Raw genomic sequence first — 19,984 nt, 5'->3', positions numbered from 1 at the left:
ACAAAGGATATTAAGCTCTTGTATATAATTGTATTAAGTAAGGAAAAAGATGGAGTTGAAAGTTGCCATGACAAATAGTCATTTTATTGAAGAATTATTAGTTGAGTTCCAAAGTAAATTACATCGTGACCTAACTGAAAAGGAAAAAGAATTTGTTCATTGGATCCATGAACGCCGCCTAGAAGATATGTATAAGCGGATGAAAAGTTCATAAATGGTAAAGTGAATAAAAAAAGGGAAAGCTATGGAGAGAAAGACAGGAGGCGATGTGTGTGAAAACGTACAGGCTTTTTTCATTACGTGTATTTGAAGGTCACGAAAACGGGGTCACTCAAAAAAATATTCCAATTGAAAATGGTCTTATCATTGATGTGGAAGATGGTGACAAAAAGTGGCTTGTCGATGCTATATTTGAAGAGACAGATGACTTTTCTCCAGTAGAAGGACAAACCCTTCTTATCGAAGTGGTAATTACGAGTAAAAATAATTACCCTGCGACAATGGTCGTTGATGTAAAAAAAATAACGACATTATCAACGAAAAAGAGTTTTTTACTTGAAGGTCATATGGCAATAAACCGCGATGAAATTATTGAGTTGATTCTTCAAGGGATTGTAGAAGAGGGAATTTCTGGAACAGCATTATTAAATGAATTCAAAAAGAGAAAAGGTGAACGGGGCGAAGCAATGCAGCGCATCGTTGATAATATTTATAAGCAAGTTGAATCCCAAGGGAAAATAACAGGGTCAACACAATAAATGGATTGAAGGGTGGTGGACACGGTCAAGAAAGACCGAGTAACCATCCTTTTTTAACCTTTACTGGATGGTATCTCAATCGTATAGAAACCTTAGGATTATCTATACTAAGATTGTTACATGAAAGTGAGGGAATCGTGATGGAAGAGAAAAAAACATGGGATTTAATCTCTATTGCTTCAATTCCATTAGTTATGACGCTCGGTAATTCAATGTTAATTCCAGTGTTACCTGCAATTGAAAAAGAATTAAACATTTCATCGCTACAAGTTAGTATGATTATTACTGTTTATTCCGTTGTAGCGATTATTTTAATTCCGATTGCTGGATATCTCTCAGACCGGTTTGGACGAAAAGCTATCATCCTTCCCAGTCTTATTATTGCCGGTATTGGTGGCTTAATTGCGGGTTTTGCTTCTTGGCAAGCGGAATCCCCTTATTTCTTAATTATTGTCGGTCGCTTTTTACAAGGAGTAGGAGCAGCTGGAGCATTTCCAATTGTTCTTCCGTTAGTAGGAGATGTTTTTCAAAACGAAAGTGAAGTGAGTAAAGGGTTAGGTGTTGTCGAAACATCAAATACATTTGGAAAAGTGCTTAGTCCGATATTAGGTGCAGCGTTGGCAACGATTATATGGTATATGCCCTTTTTTGCTTTTCCTGTATTTTGTTTGATTTCATTAATTATGATGATTTTTCTTGTCAAAACACCAAAGGCAAAAAAGAAGCCTGTTGCATTTAAGGAATTTTTGCATTCGATTAAAAAGATTTTTAAAAATGAAGGCCGTTGGTTATACGCTATTTTTATTATTGGCTGCATCTGTATGTTTGTTATTTTTGGGGTGCTCTTTTATTTATCCACTATGCTTGAAGATGAGCATGGGATTGATGGGATTAAGAAAGGGATTATTTTAGCGATCCCTCTTGCGGCACTTTGTTTATCCTCTTATATAACAGGAAAAGGAATTGGGGAAGAAAAAACAAAGATGAAATGGATGACAGTTTTTGGCTTGAGCTTATTAACGATATCGGTTTTCTCGATTTCGTTTTCAAAGGATATTTATATTTTACTTACAGCCTTGTTTGCGAGCGGTATTGGCATTGGGATTGCTTTACCAAGTCTTGATGCTCTCGTAACAGAGGGAATTAAAAAAGCGCAAAGAGGGACTATTACATCAATCTATAGTAGTATGAGGTTTTTAGGTGTTGCATTAGGTCCACCTGTATTTGCTTTATTAATGAAGGCCTCCCATGCTTTATTATTTATTTCAAATACTATTGTATGTTTAATTGCGGTTATGATTGCTTTGTTTGCAATTAAACCACAAGAAGGGGAATAATTAGACATTTACAGTTGGGGTGCTAAAATAAAAGAAAAGCGAAATAAGGGTGTAGGAAATGGACCATTTTTATGATGAATATAATCACAATGTAACGTTAACCTTTGAATCGGAAGCGTTGGCAAAACAACCTGGTCATGTTTGGGTCATTTGTCGCTATAACAATCAATGGCTTTTAACAAATCATGCAACTAGAGGCTTAGAGTTTCCAGGTGGGAAAATAGAAAAAGGGGAGCAACCGAAAGAAGCAGCGACTAGAGAAGTATGGGAAGAAACGGGTGCCAAAATTAAGTCGATCCAATACATTGGACAATATACGGTTTCTGAAAAAGAAAGGACCATTATAAAATCGATATACTTTGCTATGATCGAATCGATTGAAAAAAAAGATACGTATTATGAAACAAACGGCCCAATCTTGCTTGACGAAATACCAAATAATATTAAAGAACAGGACCAATTTAGTTTCATTATGAAAGATAAGGTATGGCAAAAAACGAAAGATAAAATTGCGTCTTTAGTTAAGGGTAAGGAAGAGTTAACGTGAATGATGGGACTCTCATAAAAAAACAACGAATTCCCTCTCCACATGCTGCTATCGATTTATTTATGGTTACTTATATAAGTAGTGGTTTACAAGTGAAAGGATATCTGGCAGAACCACAGACAAATGAGGTTCTACCTGGTCTTTTATATTTACGTGGAGGCATTAAACGTGTCGGTATGGTTCGTAAAGCGAGGATAATTCAATATGCAGCCTCTGGTTTTATTGTGTTTGCTCCTTTTTATCGTGGTAATCTTGGTGGAGAAGGACAAGAGGATTTTGCTGGATATGACCGAGAGGATGCGATTAATGGCGGTCGCCTATTATTGCAACATGAAAGAACGAAAGGTCTTCATATTATCGGATTTTCAAGAGGCGGTGTCATGGCGTTATTCACTGCCATGGCGTTACAAGAAGCAACCTCTGTTGTGTGTTGGAATGGTGTAACCGATATGAGGTTAACGTATGAAGAAAGAGTAGATTTGCGGAAAATGATGAAGCGTGTAATTGGAACACCAACAAAATACCCTGAAAGATATGATTGGCGAACTCCATTAAGGACAATAGAAAATATAAAGGCACCCGTATGTATTATCCATGGATTGCTTGATGAGCATGTGTCCATAGAACATGCTTATCGATTGGAACAAGCATTAACAGAGAAAAGGAAACAAGTGGAAACGTGGTATTTTCCTTTATTTACTCATTATTTCCCCGAACCGGATAATCGAAAGTTAATACGAGATATTGGAAGTTGGATGAAACAACAACCGACTATAGAAAGAAGACACTAAAAGTGGAAACAGCCACCTTTTTAGTGTCTTTTTTAAAAGATAAAAATTTTGGTATAGCAGTGAAGTTTTGAAAGCTTAGTCTAGAAGAGCGAGTGCTCCGCACCTGCGCGTTTCACCCCGAGAAGAGCACTTAGGATTCACTTTCAAAAGCGGGCAGGGCTCCGCACTTCGCTTGAAAGAAAAGACGCTCCGCGTTTTTCTTAGCTTTTTATAATTATTATGAAACGAACACGTCAAACTTCTTTAAATGCAAATATAGCCGTTGTTATTAATACAGTGGTGAAGGACAAAACAAGGAGAAAACGAAGCAAAAGTGTCCTTCATAAAAGCGATGAAGGACAAAACAAGGAGAAAACGAAGCGAAAGTGTCCTTCATAAAGGCGATGAAGGACAAACGAAGGAGAAAACGAAGCGAAAGTGTCCTTCATAAAGGCGATGAAGGACAAAATGAGGAGCAAGCGAAGCAAAAGTGTCCTTCATAAAGGTGATGAAGGACAAAAGAAGGAGAAAACGAAGCGAAAGTGTCCTTCATACAAATGGGATGGGTCCCCTGGAGAGAAGTGTCCAATAGAAGGCTTCTATCAGCTATGTTTGATTAGTGTGTCATGAAAAGGGAAAGATACCTTTTGATTTAATGGATGGTGGCAATCCGATGACACCACCAATGCTTTCCTGTGAAACTTGTAGAGGAGAAATGTATCCTGAGTATGATAAAGGGGTACATGGAGTAGAGTACAGGCTTTCAGATTTGCAGGAAAAAAAGGACTGAGTGAGGTGGGTTTCCTCACTCAGTTTTTCTTAAAATGAGGGAGTATAAAAATTTTGGTGTAGCAGTGAAGCTTTGAAAGCTTATTCAAGGAGAGCGAAGGCTGCGCACCTGCGCGTTTCACCCAATAAAAGCACTTTGGGTTCACTTTTAAAAGCGGGCAGGGCTCCGCACTTCGCTTGAAAGAAAAGACGCTCCCGCGTTTTTCTTATTGTGGTCCTGCTTTTTTTATTGATTCACTTACTTGGTTAAATTTCTTAAAGTTGTCTTTAAATTTATACGTTAGTTCCTTAGCTTTTTTATGATATGCTTCTTTATCACTCCAAGTCGACATTGGTTGTAAAATAGCATCTGGTACTCCTGGACAATGAGTAGGAACATGGAGGTTGAAATATGGTTCGACTGTTGTTTCTGTCGAGTTAAATTCACCATGTAAAGCTGCTTGGATCATTGCTCGAGTATATTGTAAGCGAATTCGTTCACCTGTACCATAAGGTCCGCCAGTCCAGCCTGTATTGACAAGAAAAACTTGAACATTATGCTCGGCAATTTTTTTCCCTAACATTTCTGCGTAATCCTTTGCTGGTAATGGTAAAAAAGGTGCCCCAAAACATGTTGAAAATGTTGCTTCGGGTGAAGTGACTCCTCTTTCTGTCCCTGCTAGCTTACTCGTATAACCAGATAAGAAATGGTACATCGCTTGTTCTTTCGTTAGTTTACTGATAGGCGGTAATACCCCGAACGCATCAGCCGTTAAAAAAATAATGGTTGTTGGGTGTCCTGCAATACTCGGAACGAGAGCATTTGGAATAGACTCTAGTGGATAGGCAGCTCTTGTATTTTCCGTTAACGAAGTATCATCATAATCAGGTTCTCCTGTTCTAGGGTGGACGATAACATTTTCTAAAACCGAACCGAATCGGATTGCATTCCAAATTTGTGGTTCTTTTTCATAGGAAAGATTGCTGCACTTTGCATAACATCCACCTTCAATGTTAAATACACCATTCGCAGACCAGCCATGTTCGTCATCACCGATTAATTGTCGTGTAGGATCTGCTGATAACGTCGTTTTCCCAGTACCAGATAATCCGAAAAATAAAGCGACATCTCCTTCTGTGCTAACATTGGCTGAACAGTGCATTGATAAAACATGCTGTTTCGGTAGTAGATAATTCATTACAGAAAAAATCGACTTTTTCATTTCCCCTGCATATTCAGTCCCGCCGATTAATACAATTTTTTCTTCAAAAGATATAATAATGAAGGCTTCAGAATTTGTTCCGTCAATGGATGGAGATGCTTTAAATGTCGGTGCACAGATAACAGTAAACGGTTCATTCGCTTTCGGATTTGAAGAGTGACGAATAAAAAGCTGCCGCGCAAATAAATTGTGCCATGCAAACTCGGTAATGACAGAGATCGGAAGTTGATATTTAGAATCGGCTCCAGCATATCCAGTTGATATGAAGATTTCTTCTTGTTTGTTTAGATGATCCATTACTTTTTCGAATAGAGCTTGAAATGTATCTTTTTCCATTGGTTGGTTCACAGAACCCCATTCAATATGGTCTTTCGTTTCTTTTTCGGTCACAATAAATTTATCTTTTGGCGAACGTCCAGTGTATTTACCTGTATCTACACGGAGGGCGCCTGTTGAAGTTAATGAACCTTCATTTCGAAAAAGTGCTTTTTCAACCAAAGCAGAGATTGGTAAATCATATAATGCATTATTAAATCGTTTATTTGTCTTTATTGCAGATTGAATCATACAAGAACCCCCCAAAAAGGTTTTAATTTTGTAATTAGTATAACACATTAAAATGAATAGTCCATACTATATTATTGTTTTTCTTTTTATATGTGCATGACAATAGGAAAAATGAAGTTAAAGTTCCTAAATGATAAGATCATGCATAAGATAGTGTTGAAGGAGGGGATTGAATGGAAGGTGTGACAATGTTGGATTTAGCAACAGTGGCTGCTGTTGTTGCTGCATTAGTTACTGTAATTGGTAACGCATTTTCCATTGATAAGAAATATCGGGCATTACTTGCCATTGGTATTTCTTCAATACTATGGTTTATACCTCGTGAATGGGGAAATGAATTACTTGTCGCACTCGTCATAGGGTTAACAGCAAGTGGTGTTTATAGTCAAGTAAAACCAAGAGATAACCAAGATGAGCTGTTACGAATGAGAATTAGAGAAGAAGTTCGTCAGGAAGAAGAACAAAGAAGAAGAAATGATTTCGACACACCGTATTAATAGAAATGGTATGTTTTTGAGGATGTCAATCGGTAAAGGTTGACATCTTTCACTAACTACGATATGATATGTCGCGAACGGAACTCTTATCCCGAGTTGGTGGAGGGACAGGCCCGAAGAAACCCAGCAACCAACACTTCTGTTGCTTCAGTTGTGTAAAGGTGCTAACCTGCAAGGCATTTGCCTTGAAAGATAAGAGGCGAAAGGTGATGATTTCAACCCTTTTCCTCATAGGAAAAGGGTTTTATGGTTATACACTGACACGTTTTAAGCTCACAAAAGTGGGAATGAGTGCCGTATCAAATTTTAGTGCATCCTAAGAAGGAACGTTTCGACTTTCGATGTGCAAAGGAGGATACTGTTTTATGGGAGAAAAGAAAAGACGTCGTTTGTTTACATCTGAATCAGTTACGGAAGGACACCCAGATAAAATTTGTGACCAAATTTCCGATGCAATTTTAGATGCAATTTTAACAAATGACCCAAATGCTCGTGTGGCTTGTGAAACATCTGTTACAACTGGATTAGTACTTGTTGCTGGAGAAATTACAACAAGTACATATGTCGACATTCCAAAAATTGTTCGAGAAACAATTAAATCGATTGGGTACACAAGAGCAAAGTACGGCTTTGATTATGAAACTTGTGCAGTATTAACATCGATTGATGAGCAATCACCAGATATCGCTCAAGGTGTGAACCAAGCTTTAGAAGCAAGAGAAGGGTCCATGACTGATGCAGAAATTGAAGCAATTGGAGCAGGAGACCAAGGGTTAATGTTTGGTTATGCTGACAATGAAACGGACGAACTTATGCCGTTACCGATTTCTTTAGCACATAAGTTAGCCCGTCGTTTAACTGAAGTGCGAAAAGAAGAAATTTTACCTTATTTACGTCCGGATGGAAAAGTGCAAGTTACTGTAGAATACGATGAAAACAATACTCCGGTTCGGATTGATACGATCGTTATTTCTACTCAACATCACCCTGAAGTAACGCTTGAACAAATTCAAAGAAATTTAAAAGAACACGTGATTTCTTATGTTGTACCTGAGCATTTAATTGATGAGGAAACGAAATATTTCATCAATCCAACAGGGCGTTTTGTAATTGGTGGACCACAAGGTGACGCAGGATTAACAGGCAGAAAAATTATCGTTGATACTTATGGTGGCTATGCTCGTCACGGTGGGGGAGCATTCTCTGGTAAAGATCCGACTAAAGTAGACCGTTCTGCAGCATATGCTGCACGATATGTTGCTAAGAACATTGTAGCCGCTGGTTTAGCTGATAGATGTGAAGTTCAATTAGCATATGCTATTGGAGTAGCGCAACCGGTATCGATTGCGATTGACACGTTTGGTACAGGGAAAGTAAGTGAAGATACGTTAGTTTCTCTTGTGAGAGATAATTTTGATCTTCGTCCAGCTGGTATTATTAACATGCTAGATTTACGTAGACCGATTTATAAACAAACGGCTGCGTATGGACATTTTGGAAGAAATGACATTGATCTTCCTTGGGAAAGAACGGATAAAGCGGAATTATTAAGTCAATTAGCGCTATAAACTGTTATAAAAAAGTCTCATTCTTATATATAAGAATGGGGCTTTTTGTTTCTAAAAGACAAAAAGCGTACAAAACCGAAGAGAAGTGTCCAATAGAAGGGATTGGACAAAATAAGAGCAAAACCGAAGAAAACTGTCTAATAGAAGACTTCTAAAACAAAGCAAAAAGAGTTACTAAAGGTTTGGTAAAAAAATGATGAACCCTTAAACAAATAATTTATAAAAAACAAACCAATTTCTTTGGAATTTTCGGTCATTATAACTATAGTGAGTTTAAAGATTTTATGTTATAATCTGTTACTAAGACCAGGTAATAAAAATAGGGGTGACGACATTGTATAAAGCAGTTGTGTCCGGTACAGGTTCCTTTGCTCCACACAAGAGGTTAACTAATTTTGATTTAGAACAAATGGTGGAAACTAATGATGAGTGGATTGTAACAAGAACAGGCATTTCAGAACGGAGGATAACAGAAGCAGATGAAACGACGTCGGATTTAGCGTTTGAAGCGGCAAAGCGAGCGATTGCTGATGCTAATCTTCAAGCTGAAGACATTGATTTAATTATTGTTGGAACGGTTACCCCAGACTATCCATTTCCTGCGGTTGCTTGTCAATTGCAAGAGCGACTAGGGTGTCGTGAAGTCGGTTCATTTGATGTAAATGCGACTTGTGTTGGTTTTATTACAGCATTACAAATTGCTGAGATGTACATCAAAGCGGGAAAACATCGACATGTTCTCGTAGTAGGGGCAGATACTTTATCGAAGCTAACGAATTATACAGACCGTTCTACTTGTATTTTGTTTAGTGATGGAGCAGGTGCATTTGTCCTTAGTAGGTCGGAAGAAAAAGCTGAACATAAAGGAGTTATTTATTCTGCCATCCATTCAAATGGTGAACATGTAGAAGCATTATATGTTCCACACGGTGGAAGCAAACACCCCTACTCTGAAAGCTATGAAAAAGGCATTGCAATGGATGGGAGAAAAATCTTTAAGCTTGCGGTTCAAGCGATGTCAAAAACAGTGAAAGATACATTAACAGTAACAGGATATGAACAAGATGAAATAGACTGGATTATTCCTCATCAAGCTAACCAGCGTATTATAGAGGCGGTTGCAAATCAACTTGAGTTTCCACTAGAAAAAGTCATTTCGAATATTAAATATTATGGAAATAATTCATCTGCAACTATTCCTTTAGCTTTTGACCTTGCAGTAAAAGAAGGAAGGATAAAACGAGGAGATCTTGTCATGCATACGGCATTTGGAGGTGGCCTTGTTTGGGGTTCACTATTGATGCAATATTAATAGGATGTTCCAGAAGGTTGTTATCCTTTTGGAACATCCTTTTTTTAAAACATATAAGAAAGCAGTGGAGCTTTGAAAGCTATTCTAGAAAAGACGCTCCCGCGTTTTTCTTAAAAGATAAGAAAGTACAAAAATTTAGTATAGCAATGAAGCTTTGAAAGTTTACTCTAGAAGAGCGAAGGCTGCGCACCTGCGCGTTTCACCCCAAGAAGAGCACTTGGGGTTCACTGTCAAAAGCGGGCAGGGCTCCGCACTTCGCTTGAAAAGAAAAGACGCTCCCGCGTTTTTCTTAATGTTATGCGAATTGAACTTGTGATTTTGAGTTGTAATAGACAAGCTCATATTGTTGAAGAAGATTATCAAAGATACTTTCCCAAGATTGTGTTTTGGCATAGGCTCTCGCTTCGTAACTCATTTGAAGGCGCTTGCCTTGATTAGCAAGGAGTTGCTCGATTGCAGAAATAAACGAGGATGCATTTTTTGCCTCACAAACCATTCCAGTTTTATGATGTTGAACAATTTCTCTTACCCCGCCAGCATTTGCTACGATGGCTGGAGTACCTGAAGCTAAAGATTCTAACACAACATTGCCAAATGTTTCAGTAGTAGACGGGAACACAAACAAATCTGCAACTGCATAAATCGAGGCGAGATCCTTTCCTTTAAGATAGCCAGTATATGTGACGTTTTCACTGAATTCTTGTTTCATCTCAGGTAACATTGGACCGTCACCAACATAAATCCAATGAATTTTATCTTTGAGTGGTGTAGGAATTTTTACCATGATCTCTCGCATTGTATCTAAATCTTTTTCAGGTGCCATACGCCCAACATATAATAAAATAAATTTGTCCTTGATTTTGAAACGCTCATAAATGGAGTTGTCTTTTTGCTGAGGTTGAAATTGATTACAGTCTACACCTCGTGTCCATAAATCAAGATTAGAAAATCCTTTTTGTAATAAGTGAGTTTTTGTTTCGTGAGAGGGTACAAAGGTTTTGGAAAAGTGAGAGTAAAACCAGCGTAAATATTTCCAAAGCCATTCGGACATTAATGAAAGTTTGTAATATTTTAAGTAGTGGTCAAAGTGAGTGTGGTAAGAGCCAACCATAGGGATGTTTAATTTTTTGCCGTAGTGTAATCCGCTTAACCCAATGTTAAATGGAGTTGTAATGTGAATTAAATCGGGTTTAAATTCGTTCATTTGCTGGCGAATAATAAATGGATTAGGGACCGCCATACGGCACTCTGGATATAAGAAAAATGGTAAGCTGAAAAATGTTTGGATGTTTGTGCTAAACAAATCTGTTTTTTCGATACATTCGGGTACGAAAAGTTGGTAAGCGACATTTCTATGTTCAAAATGGTTCACGAGTCGCTGTAATGTTTTTGAAACTCCATTTACTTGGGGAGCGTACGTATCAGTAAAAAGCGCTATTTTCATTTGCTCAACCCTCCTAAAACAGGTTAAATACTGTTTGACATAAATAAACGATTCCAAGTGCACTGCTTGTTCCTAACAAAGCTCCTGCTATAACGTCAGACGGATAATGAAGACCTAAAACGATGCGGGACAGTCCAACAAGGATAGCCAAAGGTAATAATATTACGATTGTGAATGGGAGAATGAGCATAAATGGCGTTGTGACCGAAAAAATTGCTGTTGTGTGTCCAGATGGAAAAGAGTGGTCTTTAAATGGGTTGTCAACAACATTTGCATTAGGAAGAACAATATATGGACGTAATCGGGGAATCCCTTTTTTTATAATAGAAACAATAATATGACTAAAGACAAGTGATACTGCAGAAGCAATTGCCAATGGACGAATGATTGGATTATTAATTAGGCTTAAAATAACGACGGAGAGAATTGTTGCTGTTGCTCCCCCAAGGTGAGTAATAGTCCCCATCATTTTAAAGAGCAAATAAGAGCGAATTTTTTCATTACATAGATAAAACAAATGACAATCTGTTTTGTACAACCATGCTTTTGAACGTTCCACCAATATCCCCCGTTTCTTTGTGAAATTATCTCCTTTTTCTATGTTAATCGTAACATGCAAATGTTTTGAGAATATCAAGGCATTGTGAAAATTGTGAAAATGAAAAGTAAAGAAGTCTTAAAAGAATTCTCGAAAAATTTACGTGATTAGACAACATTTTTAGGTCTAAACTAGAGGTGAGAGATCGGGGTATAACATTTTGATGCGCAAAAAAGCTGTCGAGCTAATCACGACAGCTTAACATTCATTATTTTGTTTGCAAGCTTTTGTAGTACTGACCTTTTTCCACATATTCTCGACGAATCCGGGCCATATCTATTTTATCTTCTTCATTTAGTTGACGGACAACTTTAGCAGGGCGACCAAAAGCAAGTGAATGTGGAGGAATCGTTTTTCCTTGTGGAACAAGACTCCCCGCACCGATAAAAGCCCCTTCCCCAATTTCTGCTCCGTCTAGTATAATGGAACCCATACCAATAAGGGCGTTCTTTTTTAATGTGCAGCTATGTAAGATTACTTGATGTCCAACGGTAACATCATCTTCTATAATAAGAGGATAAGCAGGACTTTGGTGAAGAACACAATTATCCTGAATATTAACACGGTCTCCGATTTTCGTTGGAGACACATCACCTCGTATACTTGTATTAAACCAAATACTTGAATGTTTACCGATTGTAACATCGCCTGTTATCGTCACATAATCAGCGATAAAGGCAGAGTCTGCAATGAGAGGAACATGATTTTTATATGGATAGATCAACGACCAACACCCTTTCTGACAAATTCTATGTTAAGTGTAGCAAAAGAGAGGGAAAAAGAATAGGAGAGAATGGAGTTAGGGGGAAGTACGATGTGGAAGTGGGAAGTTGAACAACCACGTGCTGTCATTGTGATTGTTCATGGAGCAGGTGAGCATCATGGTCGATATAAGTGGTTGGCAAAGAAGTGGAATGAATTAGGTTGTAATGTTATTATGGGTGATCTTCCTGGTCAAGGAAAAACAAGAGGAAAGCGTGGACATATCCAATCTTTTTCGCAATACGTAGACACTGTTGTTTCTTGGTACAATGAAAGTATGAAATATGATGTTCCGATTTTTTTATTGGGACATAGTATGGGTGGACTCGTTACGATTCGAACTGTCTTGTCAACGAGAATTCATGTACAAGGTATTATTTTATCTTCGCCTTGCTTAGGACTGGCCAATCCACCTTCGAAATCAAAGCAGTTATTAGCAAAAACGTTTCATCGAATCACACCACAAATGCTAGCAAAGTCCGGTGGTGATAGTCGTTATGGAACGAGAAATGAAGAAATACGGGAAGCGTATGTGAAAGATGAACTACGCGTTACAAAAGTATCTTTACGATGGTATCAGGAACTACAAAAAGCCATTCGAAAAAGTATGGAGGAAGCAGAGTCATTTCCAAATATTCCGTTATTAGTTTTACAAGCTGGGGAAGACTATATTGTAAGTAAATATGCAGTACAGAAATGGTTTGATTCTATATCTATTCAAGAAAAAACGTACAAAGAGTGGGAAGGATTATATCACGAAGTGTTTAACGAGCCAGAACGTGGGGATGTCTTTCTTTATGCAAGTCAATTTGTTAATTTACATCTATAAATCGTAAAGGAGGTTGCTTTAGTGACGGTGCCAACACAACCATGGACATTAATGTATAGTATATATAAAGATGTCATACCAAGTGTACATCATTATTTACAAGGTTGGAAGCAGAAAGCAACCGACATTCCAAATGAAGAACTTAGGACACAAGCATTAATGAGTATTCAAACAAAAACGTTTCATTGTGAAGGTGGCGGAATTTATGGGTTGCTCGGACAAGAACGAAAGGAAGACGTTATACGATTTATTGTTGCTTATCAAACGATAAGTGATTATTTAGATAATCTTTGTGACCGAAGCACGTCCTTTGACCCCAATGATTTCCGTGCGTTACATGAATCAATGCAACATGCCCTACGTCCTGGTACACCAACAGTTAATTATTATCGGTATCGTCAGGATCAAGATGATGGAGGCTATTTGCAAGCGCTGGTTGAAACGTGTCAAGAAGTAGCAAGCACATTACCATCTTTTCCTAAAATTTTTCCCGTTATTTCCGAGTTATGTGATTACTATTGTGACTTACAAGTTTACAAGCATGTAAAACAGGAAGAGCGAGTTCGATTGTTAGAAAATTGGTTTGCCAAACACAGTCAAGCATTCCCACAGATGAGTTGGTATGAGTTTTCTGCATGTACTGGCTCGACATTAGGAATTTTTTGCTTAGTTGCATATGCGCAAAATGAATTCCTGACGAACGATGACATAAAGAAAATTAAAGAAGGCTATTTTCCTTGGGTACAAGGGTTACATATCTTACTGGATTATTTTGTCGACCAAGAAGAAGATAAACAAGGAGGGGACTTGAATTTTTGTTTTTATTATGAGTCCGAAAAAAAATTAATTGATCGCTTTCGTATCTTTGTTGACCAGGCAAATGAAAGCATTAAAAGACTTCCGGATTCAAAGTTTCATCACTTAATAAATAAAGGACTACTTGCTATTTATTTAGCCGATGAAAAAGTTCAAACACAAAAGTCAGTGAAAAAAACGGCGAAACAATTTATCCGTTTAGGCGGAATGTCGACCTTTTTCTTTTACGTAAATGGCTGGATTTATCGAAGAAAGGGATAGAAACTTCTTGTTTCTATCCCTTTCTTTTTTCAATGGCCACGATAAATGGTGGATTGTTTTTTTGGTTAATAAATTCATAGTGGAGAACATGTGCTTGTTCTTGTGGAAGCCGTTTTACAAACGAGACGACATCATTTTTTTCTTCTTGTCCTTGTTGATGACCGTGATAAATGACGGTTACGATAATGCCACCAGGTGCCATAATATCAAGCAATGCTTGAATCGCTTGAATCGTCGTCACTCCGGTAGTGACAATAGTTTTGTCGCCGCCTGGCAAATAACCAAGATTAAAGATCGCCCCTTTTACTTTCCCGTGAAGCGAAGAAGGAATAAAGTCTTTAAGTTTTTCGTGCCCTTGACAAAAAAGATGAACAGGTGTGTTTATGTTTTCTTTGTTCAACCGCTCTTTTGTTTGCCTTATGGCTGCTTGTTGTATGTCAAATCCATATATTTCTCCTGTTTGTCCTACAAGAGTTGAGAGGAAAACAGTATCATGTCCATTGCCAACTGTACAATCGACGGCAATGTCTCCTTCTGATAAACAAGATTGAAGTAAAAATCGAGCAAACGGCAAGATGCCTAACACATTCATGGAAGCTCCACCGTCTCTTTTTTATAAAACTTTCCTTGCCAAGAATCCCGTCGTTCTAATTCAGCCTCGATTGCATTTAATACTTCCCATTTTTTTAAACTCCACATCGGACCAATCATTAGATCAGCCGGTCCATCTCCAGTTAAGCGATGAATGATCATTTGAGGCGGTAAAATTTCAATTTGGTCTACGACAAGGTTAACGTATTCTTGAAAATCCATAAATTCCACTAAGCCCTTTTCATATTGCTTGACCATTGGAGTACGCTTCATTAAATGAAGGAGGTGAATTTTAATGCCTTGCACATCGAGTTTTGCGACTTCCTTTGCAGTTTGTAACATCATATCCGTTGATTCGAGTGGAAGCCCATTAATGATATGGGAGCAAATTCGGATATTGTGTTTTCTTAATTTATTTACTCCATCGATATAACATTGATAGTCATGCGCACGGTTAATAAGTAGGGCTGTTCGTTCATGGACCGTTTGAAGTCCAAGTTCGACCCATAAATACGTTCGTTTATTTAAATCGGCTAAGTATTCGACGACATCATCAGGTAAACAGTCGGGTCGTGTCGCAATCGATAAACCGACGACACCTTCTTGTTCTAAAATGGCTTCAAACATTTCTTTCAGTTCTTCTACAGGAGCATAAGTGTTGCTATACGCTTGAAAGTAACCGATGTACTTTCCTGTTTTCCATTTTTGATGCATTTTATCTTTAATTGTATGAAATTGAGTAATGACATCGTCTTTCCGGTCCCCTGCAAAATCACCAGACCCTCGTTCACTGCAAAACGTACAGCCACCACTAGCAACCGCTCCATCTCGATTTGGACAATCAAAGCCACCATCTAGTGGCACTTTAAAAACTTTTTCACCAAATTCATTACGTAAATGGTAATTCCATGTATGATAACGCTTGTCCCCGAAACGGAGTGGGACAGGTTGGTTTTGATTCACTTTACATCACCTTTCTTAACGAATGAAGAATAGGAAAGCTCGGTGTTTACTATATCATAAAAGCGTAAGGATCACGAATGGAAACACTAGTAAAAAAAGATTGCTATTTCAAGGTGAATTGCATACTATTTTACTTAGAGAATCGAAATAAGAGAAAAAGAAGAGAAAAAATAAGGGAGAGGTCATTTGTGCCAAAAGCACTGTGGTTGTTAGTCATTGGAATGGTTGTCAATGTAACAGGTGCTTCTTTTATTTGGCCGTTAAACACAATTTACATGCACCAAGAGTTAGGCCAATCATTATCGGTTGCTGGTCTTGTCTTAATGTTGAACGCGGGTGCAGGTGTAATCGGAAATTTAATAGGAGGCCATTTATTTGACCGAATAGGAGGCTATAAAACACTCTTATTTGGGATTAGTATTACAATGGGAAGCGCCTTTGTGTTAGTGTTTTTTCATAGCTTTTATTATTATGTTGCATTGCTTATGTTTCTAGGTTTAGGTGCGGGTATGACATTTCCTGCTTTATATGCATTTGCGGGAACAGTCTGGCCTGAAGGAGAAAGAAAAGCATTTAATGCCATGTATGTGGCCCAAAATGTTGGTGTTGCACTAGGAACAGCATTGGCAGGGGTTGTGGCCTCAGTTCGGTTTGATTTTGTATTTTTTGCTAATGGTCTAGTGTATGTCCTTTTTTTATTGCTTGCGATTTTTGGGTATAGGCACTTGCAAGTGAAAACAGAAAAGCCAATTTCAACGAACATCTTCGAACAAAAAAAGAAAAAAACACAACGGACAGGGTTATATGCGCTTTTAATTTTATTGAGTGGATATTTAATATGTTGGGTTGCTTATGTACAATGGCAGTCAACGATTTCGGTTCATACACAACAGCTTGGGATTAGTTTAAGTCAATATAGTATTTTATGGACGATTAATGGGTCGATGATTGTTCTCGCTCAACCGCTACTTTCTTTTTTTATAAAACGTTGGGTTCACACGCTAAAAGCCCAAATTTATACGGGACTATTTATCTTTATGATTTCCTTTTTTATTTTATCGCAAGCCGAGCAATTTACAATGTTTATTGTCGCCATGGTTGTTTTAACCATTGGAGAAATGTTTGTTTGGCCCGCGATACCAACGATTGCCCATAAGCTTGCACCAAAAGGAAAAGCGGGGTATTATCAAGGGATTGTCAATAGTGTAGCAACGGGTGGACGGATGATAGGTCCATTTTTGGGCGGGGTCTTGGCCGATTTGTATAGTATGACGATTTTATTTTATGTTTTAATTGTGTTATTTTCGTTTGCGTTTATTTCGACAGCTTGTTATGATATTCAACTAAAACGGTTGAAAAAAGCAGAACAAACAAATTCGATTTCTTTTCCTTCATAACCCGTAGCGAAGGGCTGATTTCCTTGTATGTTTGAAAAAGATTTTGGCAAGAATGCTAGAAGAGTCTTGACATCAAATCGACAAATTCTTAAAATAACATGTATTGAGACTTTTGAAAACACGTAAATATGAAAAAAACGATGAAGAGGAGTAGTAATAGTTTGTTCCCTTTTTAGAGAGTTGACGGTTGGTGAAAGTCAATGAGGAAACACTATGAACTCGCCTTAAAGTTGTGATGGTGAAAAAAGTAACCGTTGCCGTTTGCCGCGTTAAGGTGTAAGAGTGAGTGTAGCGGCAAGGTCGTTATACTAATTTGGGTGGTACCGCGGGAATAACATTGTTGATCAACCTCTCGTCCCTAACGAAAACGCTAGGGGTGGGAGGTTTTTTATATATTTTTTTAAATGTCAGTTGTACATATTTGAAATATAGGAGGAATGACAAAATGTCGTATTCACATACAGAAATTGAAAAAAAGTGGCAAAACTTATGGGAAACAGAAAAAACTTTTAAAACGGTAGATGACGAGAGTAAACCGAAATTTTATGCGCTTGATATGTTTCCATATCCATCAGGTTCAGGTTTGCATGTCGGTCACCCGGAAGGTTATACAGCAACCGATATTTTATCGAGAATGAAAAGGATGCAAGGATACAATGTTCTTCATCCAATGGGATGGGATGCTTTCGGATTACCCGCAGAACAATACGCACTTGATACGGGGAAACATCCACGTGAGTTTACAAAAGCCAATATTGATAACTTTAGAAGGCAAATTAAATCATTAGGGTTTTCTTATGATTGGGATCGTGAAGTAAACACAACAGACCCGAATTATTATAAATGGACACAGTGGATTTTCATCCAATTATATAAAAAGGGGTTAGCGTATATTGATGAAGTGTCTGTTAACTGGTGCCCTGCGCTTCGTGCTGTTCTTGCGAATGAAGAAGTCATTGATGGGAAAAGTGAGCGAGGAGGACATCCGGTTGAACGACGTCCGATGAAACAATGGGTGCTTAAAATTACAGACTATGCTGATCGCCTATTAGAAGACTTAGAAGAATTAGATTGGCCTGAAAGCATTAAAGATATGCAACGAAATTGGATTGGACGCTCTGAAGGAGCTGAAGTGACATTTTCACTTGAAAGTCATTCAGAAAGTGTAACGGTCTTTACGACTCGTCCCGATACATTATTTGGTGCAACCTACATGGTTCTTGCCCCTGAGCATAAGCTTGTTGATGTCATAACAACGGCAGAGCAAAAAGAAGCGGTCGCATCGTATAAGAAAGCGGTCTCGCTAAAAAGTGATTTAGAGAGAACCGAGCTTTCAAAAGAAAAAACAGGGGTCTTTACAGGAGCGTATGCAATTAATCCGGTCAACGGTGAAAAACTACCGATTTGGATTGCTGATTATGTGTTAGTGAGTTATGGAACAGGTGCGATTATGGCCGTACCTGCTCATGACGAACGAGATTATGAATTTGCAAAAACATTTGATTTGCCGATAAAAGAAGTTGTTTCAGGTGGGGATGTTGAAACAGAAGCCTATACACAAGATGGGACCCTTATTAATTCAGAATTTTTAAATGGTCTATCAAAACAAGAAGCGATTTCGAAAATGATTGAATGGCTTGAGGCGGAAAATAAAGGCTCGAAAAAAGTGACGTATCGATTACGAGATTGGGTGTTTAGCCGTCAACGTTATTGGGGAGAACCGATTCCAATTATTCATTTTGAAGATGGAACAATGAAGCCGGTGCCAGAAGAAGAATTACCGCTATTGCTTCCTGAAATGGATGAAATTAAACCGTCTGGTACAGGAGAATCACCATTAGCGAATGCGACTGAGTGGCTAGAAGTAGTCGATAAAGAAACAGGGAAAAAAGGCCGTCGTGAAACAAATACGATGCCACAATGGGCAGGAAGCTGCTGGTATTATTTGCGTTATATTGACCCAACAAATGACGAGCAACTAGCGGATCCGGAAAAAATTAAGCGCTGGCTCCCGGTTGATATTTATATTGGGGGGGCTGAGCATGCCGTTCTTCACTTATTGTACGCTCGTTTCTGGCACAAAGTTCTTTATGATTTAGGTGTCGTTCCTACGAAAGAACCGTTCCAGCGTTTGTATAACCAAGGGATGATATTAGGCGAAAATAACGAAAAAATGAGTAAATCAAAAGGAAATGTTGTCAATCCGGATGACATTATTGACTCACATGGGGCAGATACACTTCGCTTATATGAAATGTTTATGGGTCCTCTTGATGCTTCCATTGCTTGGTCTGAAAATGGTTTAGATGGAGCGAGAAGATTTTTAGATAGAGTATGGCGTTTGATTGTAAACGAATCAACGGGAACAGTACAAGAGAAAGTTCAAGATGTTGAAGGAAGCGCTGAGTTAACAAGAGTGTATCACCAAACCGTGAAAAAAGTGACAGAGGACTTTGAAGGCTATCGCTTTAACGTCGGTATTTCACAAATGATGGTGTTCATTAATGAAGCCTATAAGCAAGAGGTGCTTCCGCTTTCTCTTATTAAAGGATTTGTAAAACTTCTTTCCCCGGTCGCTCCACATATGAGTGAGGAATTATGGTCATTACTGGGCGGAGAAACCACGATCGCTTATGAGCCATGGCCAACATATGAAGAAGCTTATTTAGTCGAGGATGAAATCGAAATCGTTTGCCAAATCAATGGAAAAGTGCGTGCGAAACTTGTCATCGCTAAAGATGCAACGAAAGAGCAAATGGAAGAAATTGCGTTACAAGATGAAAAGATGAAAGAAGAGTTAGCAGGAAAAACAATTCGCAAAGTTATTGCAGTACCAGGAAAACTTGTGAATATCGTTGCCAATTAAATAAACAGTGAGGAGAGCCGAAAATCATTTTGATTTTCGGCTTTTTTTCATAGGGGTGTGGGAGCATTCGGACGTAGGCTCCGCTATTTACCCTTCATGGAGGACGGGAA

18 protein-coding genes, 1 riboswitch and 1 other annotated feature are annotated in these 19,984 nt (G+C 38.2%); of the genes, 12 read left to right on the top strand and 6 right to left on the bottom strand.

Annotated features, from left to right (window positions below; genetic code table 11):
* Positions 1 to 49 precede the first annotated feature (49 nt).
* The 5 genes from T323_RS28650 to T323_RS0101520 all read left to right on the top strand — a co-directional run bounded on the left by T323_RS28650 (position 50) and on the right by T323_RS0101520 (position 3,433).
* Positions 50 to 214, top strand: a complete 165-nt coding sequence (locus T323_RS28650) for a hypothetical protein (protein ID WP_156942361.1) — start codon at positions 50 to 52, stop codon at positions 212 to 214.
* Positions 215 to 272: 58 nt separating this feature from the next.
* Positions 273 to 758, top strand: coding sequence for a YwpF family protein (locus tag T323_RS0101535; protein WP_026671717.1), 486 nt, complete (start codon positions 273 to 275; stop codon positions 756 to 758).
* Between the two features lie 140 nt (positions 759 to 898).
* A complete protein-coding gene (gene bcbE / locus T323_RS0101530; protein ID WP_026671716.1) occupies positions 899 to 2,095 on the top strand; it encodes a bacillibactin exporter BcbE in 1,197 nt (398 codons plus the stop codon).
* Positions 2,096 to 2,153: 58 nt separating this feature from the next.
* A complete protein-coding gene (gene ytkD, locus T323_RS0101525) occupies positions 2,154 to 2,642 on the top strand; it encodes an RNA deprotection pyrophosphohydrolase (protein ID WP_026671715.1) in 489 nt (162 codons plus the stop codon).
* Positions 2,639 to 3,433, top strand: coding sequence for an alpha/beta hydrolase family protein (locus tag T323_RS0101520; RefSeq protein ID WP_026671714.1), 795 nt, complete (start codon positions 2,639 to 2,641; stop codon positions 3,431 to 3,433). The genes ytkD and T323_RS0101520 overlap by 4 nt, the downstream gene beginning before the upstream one ends.
* Positions 3,434 to 4,407: 974 nt before the next feature.
* On the opposite strand, the gene pckA is transcribed toward T323_RS0101520, so the two are convergent.
* Positions 4,408 to 5,970 (bottom strand): phosphoenolpyruvate carboxykinase (ATP), encoded by a 1,563-nt coding sequence (gene pckA, locus T323_RS0101505; protein ID WP_051556290.1) that lies wholly within the window; start codon positions 5,968 to 5,970, stop codon positions 4,408 to 4,410.
* Positions 5,971 to 6,143: 173 nt separating this feature from the next.
* Between pckA and T323_RS25625 the strand changes: the two genes are divergently transcribed.
* The 3 genes from T323_RS25625 to T323_RS0101490 all read left to right on the top strand — a co-directional run bounded on the left by T323_RS25625 (position 6,144) and on the right by T323_RS0101490 (position 9,347).
* Positions 6,144 to 6,467: a hypothetical protein gene (locus T323_RS25625; protein WP_051556289.1), complete on the top strand. Its 324-nt coding sequence runs from the start codon at positions 6,144 to 6,146 to the stop codon at positions 6,465 to 6,467.
* A gap of 83 nt (positions 6,468 to 6,550) precedes the next feature.
* A riboswitch (SAM riboswitch) is annotated at positions 6,551 to 6,666 on the top strand.
* 166 nt (positions 6,667 to 6,832) lie between these two features.
* On the top strand, positions 6,833 to 8,035 hold the full coding sequence (gene metK / locus T323_RS0101495; RefSeq protein WP_026671711.1) for a methionine adenosyltransferase: 1,203 nt from the start codon (positions 6,833 to 6,835) through the stop codon (positions 8,033 to 8,035).
* 325 nt (positions 8,036 to 8,360) lie between these two features.
* On the top strand, positions 8,361 to 9,347 hold the full coding sequence (locus tag T323_RS0101490) for a beta-ketoacyl-ACP synthase III (RefSeq protein WP_373279310.1): 987 nt from the start codon (positions 8,361 to 8,363) through the stop codon (positions 9,345 to 9,347).
* Between the two features lie 295 nt (positions 9,348 to 9,642).
* On the opposite strand, the gene T323_RS0101480 is transcribed toward T323_RS0101490, so the two are convergent.
* The 3 genes from T323_RS0101480 to T323_RS0101470 all read right to left on the bottom strand — a co-directional run bounded on the left by T323_RS0101480 (position 9,643) and on the right by T323_RS0101470 (position 12,113).
* Positions 9,643 to 10,791 (bottom strand): glycosyltransferase family 4 protein, encoded by a 1,149-nt coding sequence (locus T323_RS0101480; RefSeq protein ID WP_026671708.1) that lies wholly within the window; start codon positions 10,789 to 10,791, stop codon positions 9,643 to 9,645.
* A gap of 13 nt (positions 10,792 to 10,804) precedes the next feature.
* Positions 10,805 to 11,350 carry a phosphatase PAP2 family protein gene (locus T323_RS25620; protein WP_035177219.1) on the bottom strand — a complete coding sequence of 182 codons (546 nt, stop codon included), beginning with the start codon at positions 11,348 to 11,350 and terminating at the stop codon, positions 10,805 to 10,807.
* Between the two features lie 247 nt (positions 11,351 to 11,597).
* Positions 11,598 to 12,113 (bottom strand): gamma carbonic anhydrase, encoded by a 516-nt coding sequence (locus T323_RS0101470; protein ID WP_026671707.1) that lies wholly within the window; start codon positions 12,111 to 12,113, stop codon positions 11,598 to 11,600.
* 90 nt (positions 12,114 to 12,203) lie between these two features.
* On the opposite strand from T323_RS0101470, the gene T323_RS0101465 reads away from it, so the two are divergent.
* Positions 12,204 to 12,980, top strand: a complete 777-nt coding sequence (locus T323_RS0101465) for an alpha/beta hydrolase (RefSeq protein WP_026671706.1) — start codon at positions 12,204 to 12,206, stop codon at positions 12,978 to 12,980.
* A 21-nt stretch (positions 12,981 to 13,001) separates the two neighbouring features.
* Positions 13,002 to 14,057: a tetraprenyl-beta-curcumene synthase gene (tbcS, locus tag T323_RS0101460; RefSeq protein ID WP_026671705.1), complete on the top strand. Its 1,056-nt coding sequence runs from the start codon at positions 13,002 to 13,004 to the stop codon at positions 14,055 to 14,057.
* Positions 14,058 to 14,070: 13 nt separating this feature from the next.
* Here tbcS and mnmM read toward each other — a convergent pair whose 3' ends face one another.
* Both mnmM and mnmL read right to left on the bottom strand, forming a co-directional pair.
* Entirely contained in the window at positions 14,071 to 14,649 is a 579-nt protein-coding gene (gene mnmM / locus T323_RS0101455) for a tRNA 5-(aminomethyl)-2-thiouridylate-methyltransferase MnmM (RefSeq protein WP_026671704.1), read from the bottom strand.
* On the bottom strand, positions 14,646 to 15,611 hold the full coding sequence (gene mnmL, locus T323_RS0101450) for a tRNA modification radical SAM protein MnmL/YtqA (RefSeq protein WP_026671703.1): 966 nt from the start codon (positions 15,609 to 15,611) through the stop codon (positions 14,646 to 14,648). The genes mnmM and mnmL overlap by 4 nt, the downstream gene beginning before the upstream one ends.
* A gap of 188 nt (positions 15,612 to 15,799) precedes the next feature.
* Here mnmL and T323_RS0101445 point away from each other — a divergent pair, with 188 nt between their 5' ends.
* Positions 15,800 to 17,008 (top strand): MDR family MFS transporter, encoded by a 1,209-nt coding sequence (locus tag T323_RS0101445; protein ID WP_026671702.1) that lies wholly within the window; start codon positions 15,800 to 15,802, stop codon positions 17,006 to 17,008.
* A 131-nt stretch (positions 17,009 to 17,139) separates the two neighbouring features.
* Positions 17,140 to 17,371: a binding site (T-box leader), on the top strand.
* An 82-nt stretch (positions 17,372 to 17,453) separates the two neighbouring features.
* Positions 17,454 to 19,874: a leucine--tRNA ligase gene (gene leuS, locus T323_RS0101440; protein ID WP_026671701.1), complete on the top strand. Its 2,421-nt coding sequence runs from the start codon at positions 17,454 to 17,456 to the stop codon at positions 19,872 to 19,874.
* The last annotated feature ends 110 nt before the right edge of the window (positions 19,875 to 19,984 follow it).

The organism is Alkalihalobacillus bogoriensis ATCC BAA-922 (assembly GCF_000621445.1).
Lineage (GTDB): Bacteria > Bacillota > Bacilli > Bacillales > Bacillaceae_F > Bacillus_AO > Bacillus_AO bogoriense.
Note: the sequence above shows the minus strand (reverse complement) of the source record. Positions and strands in the feature narration are given on the sequence as shown.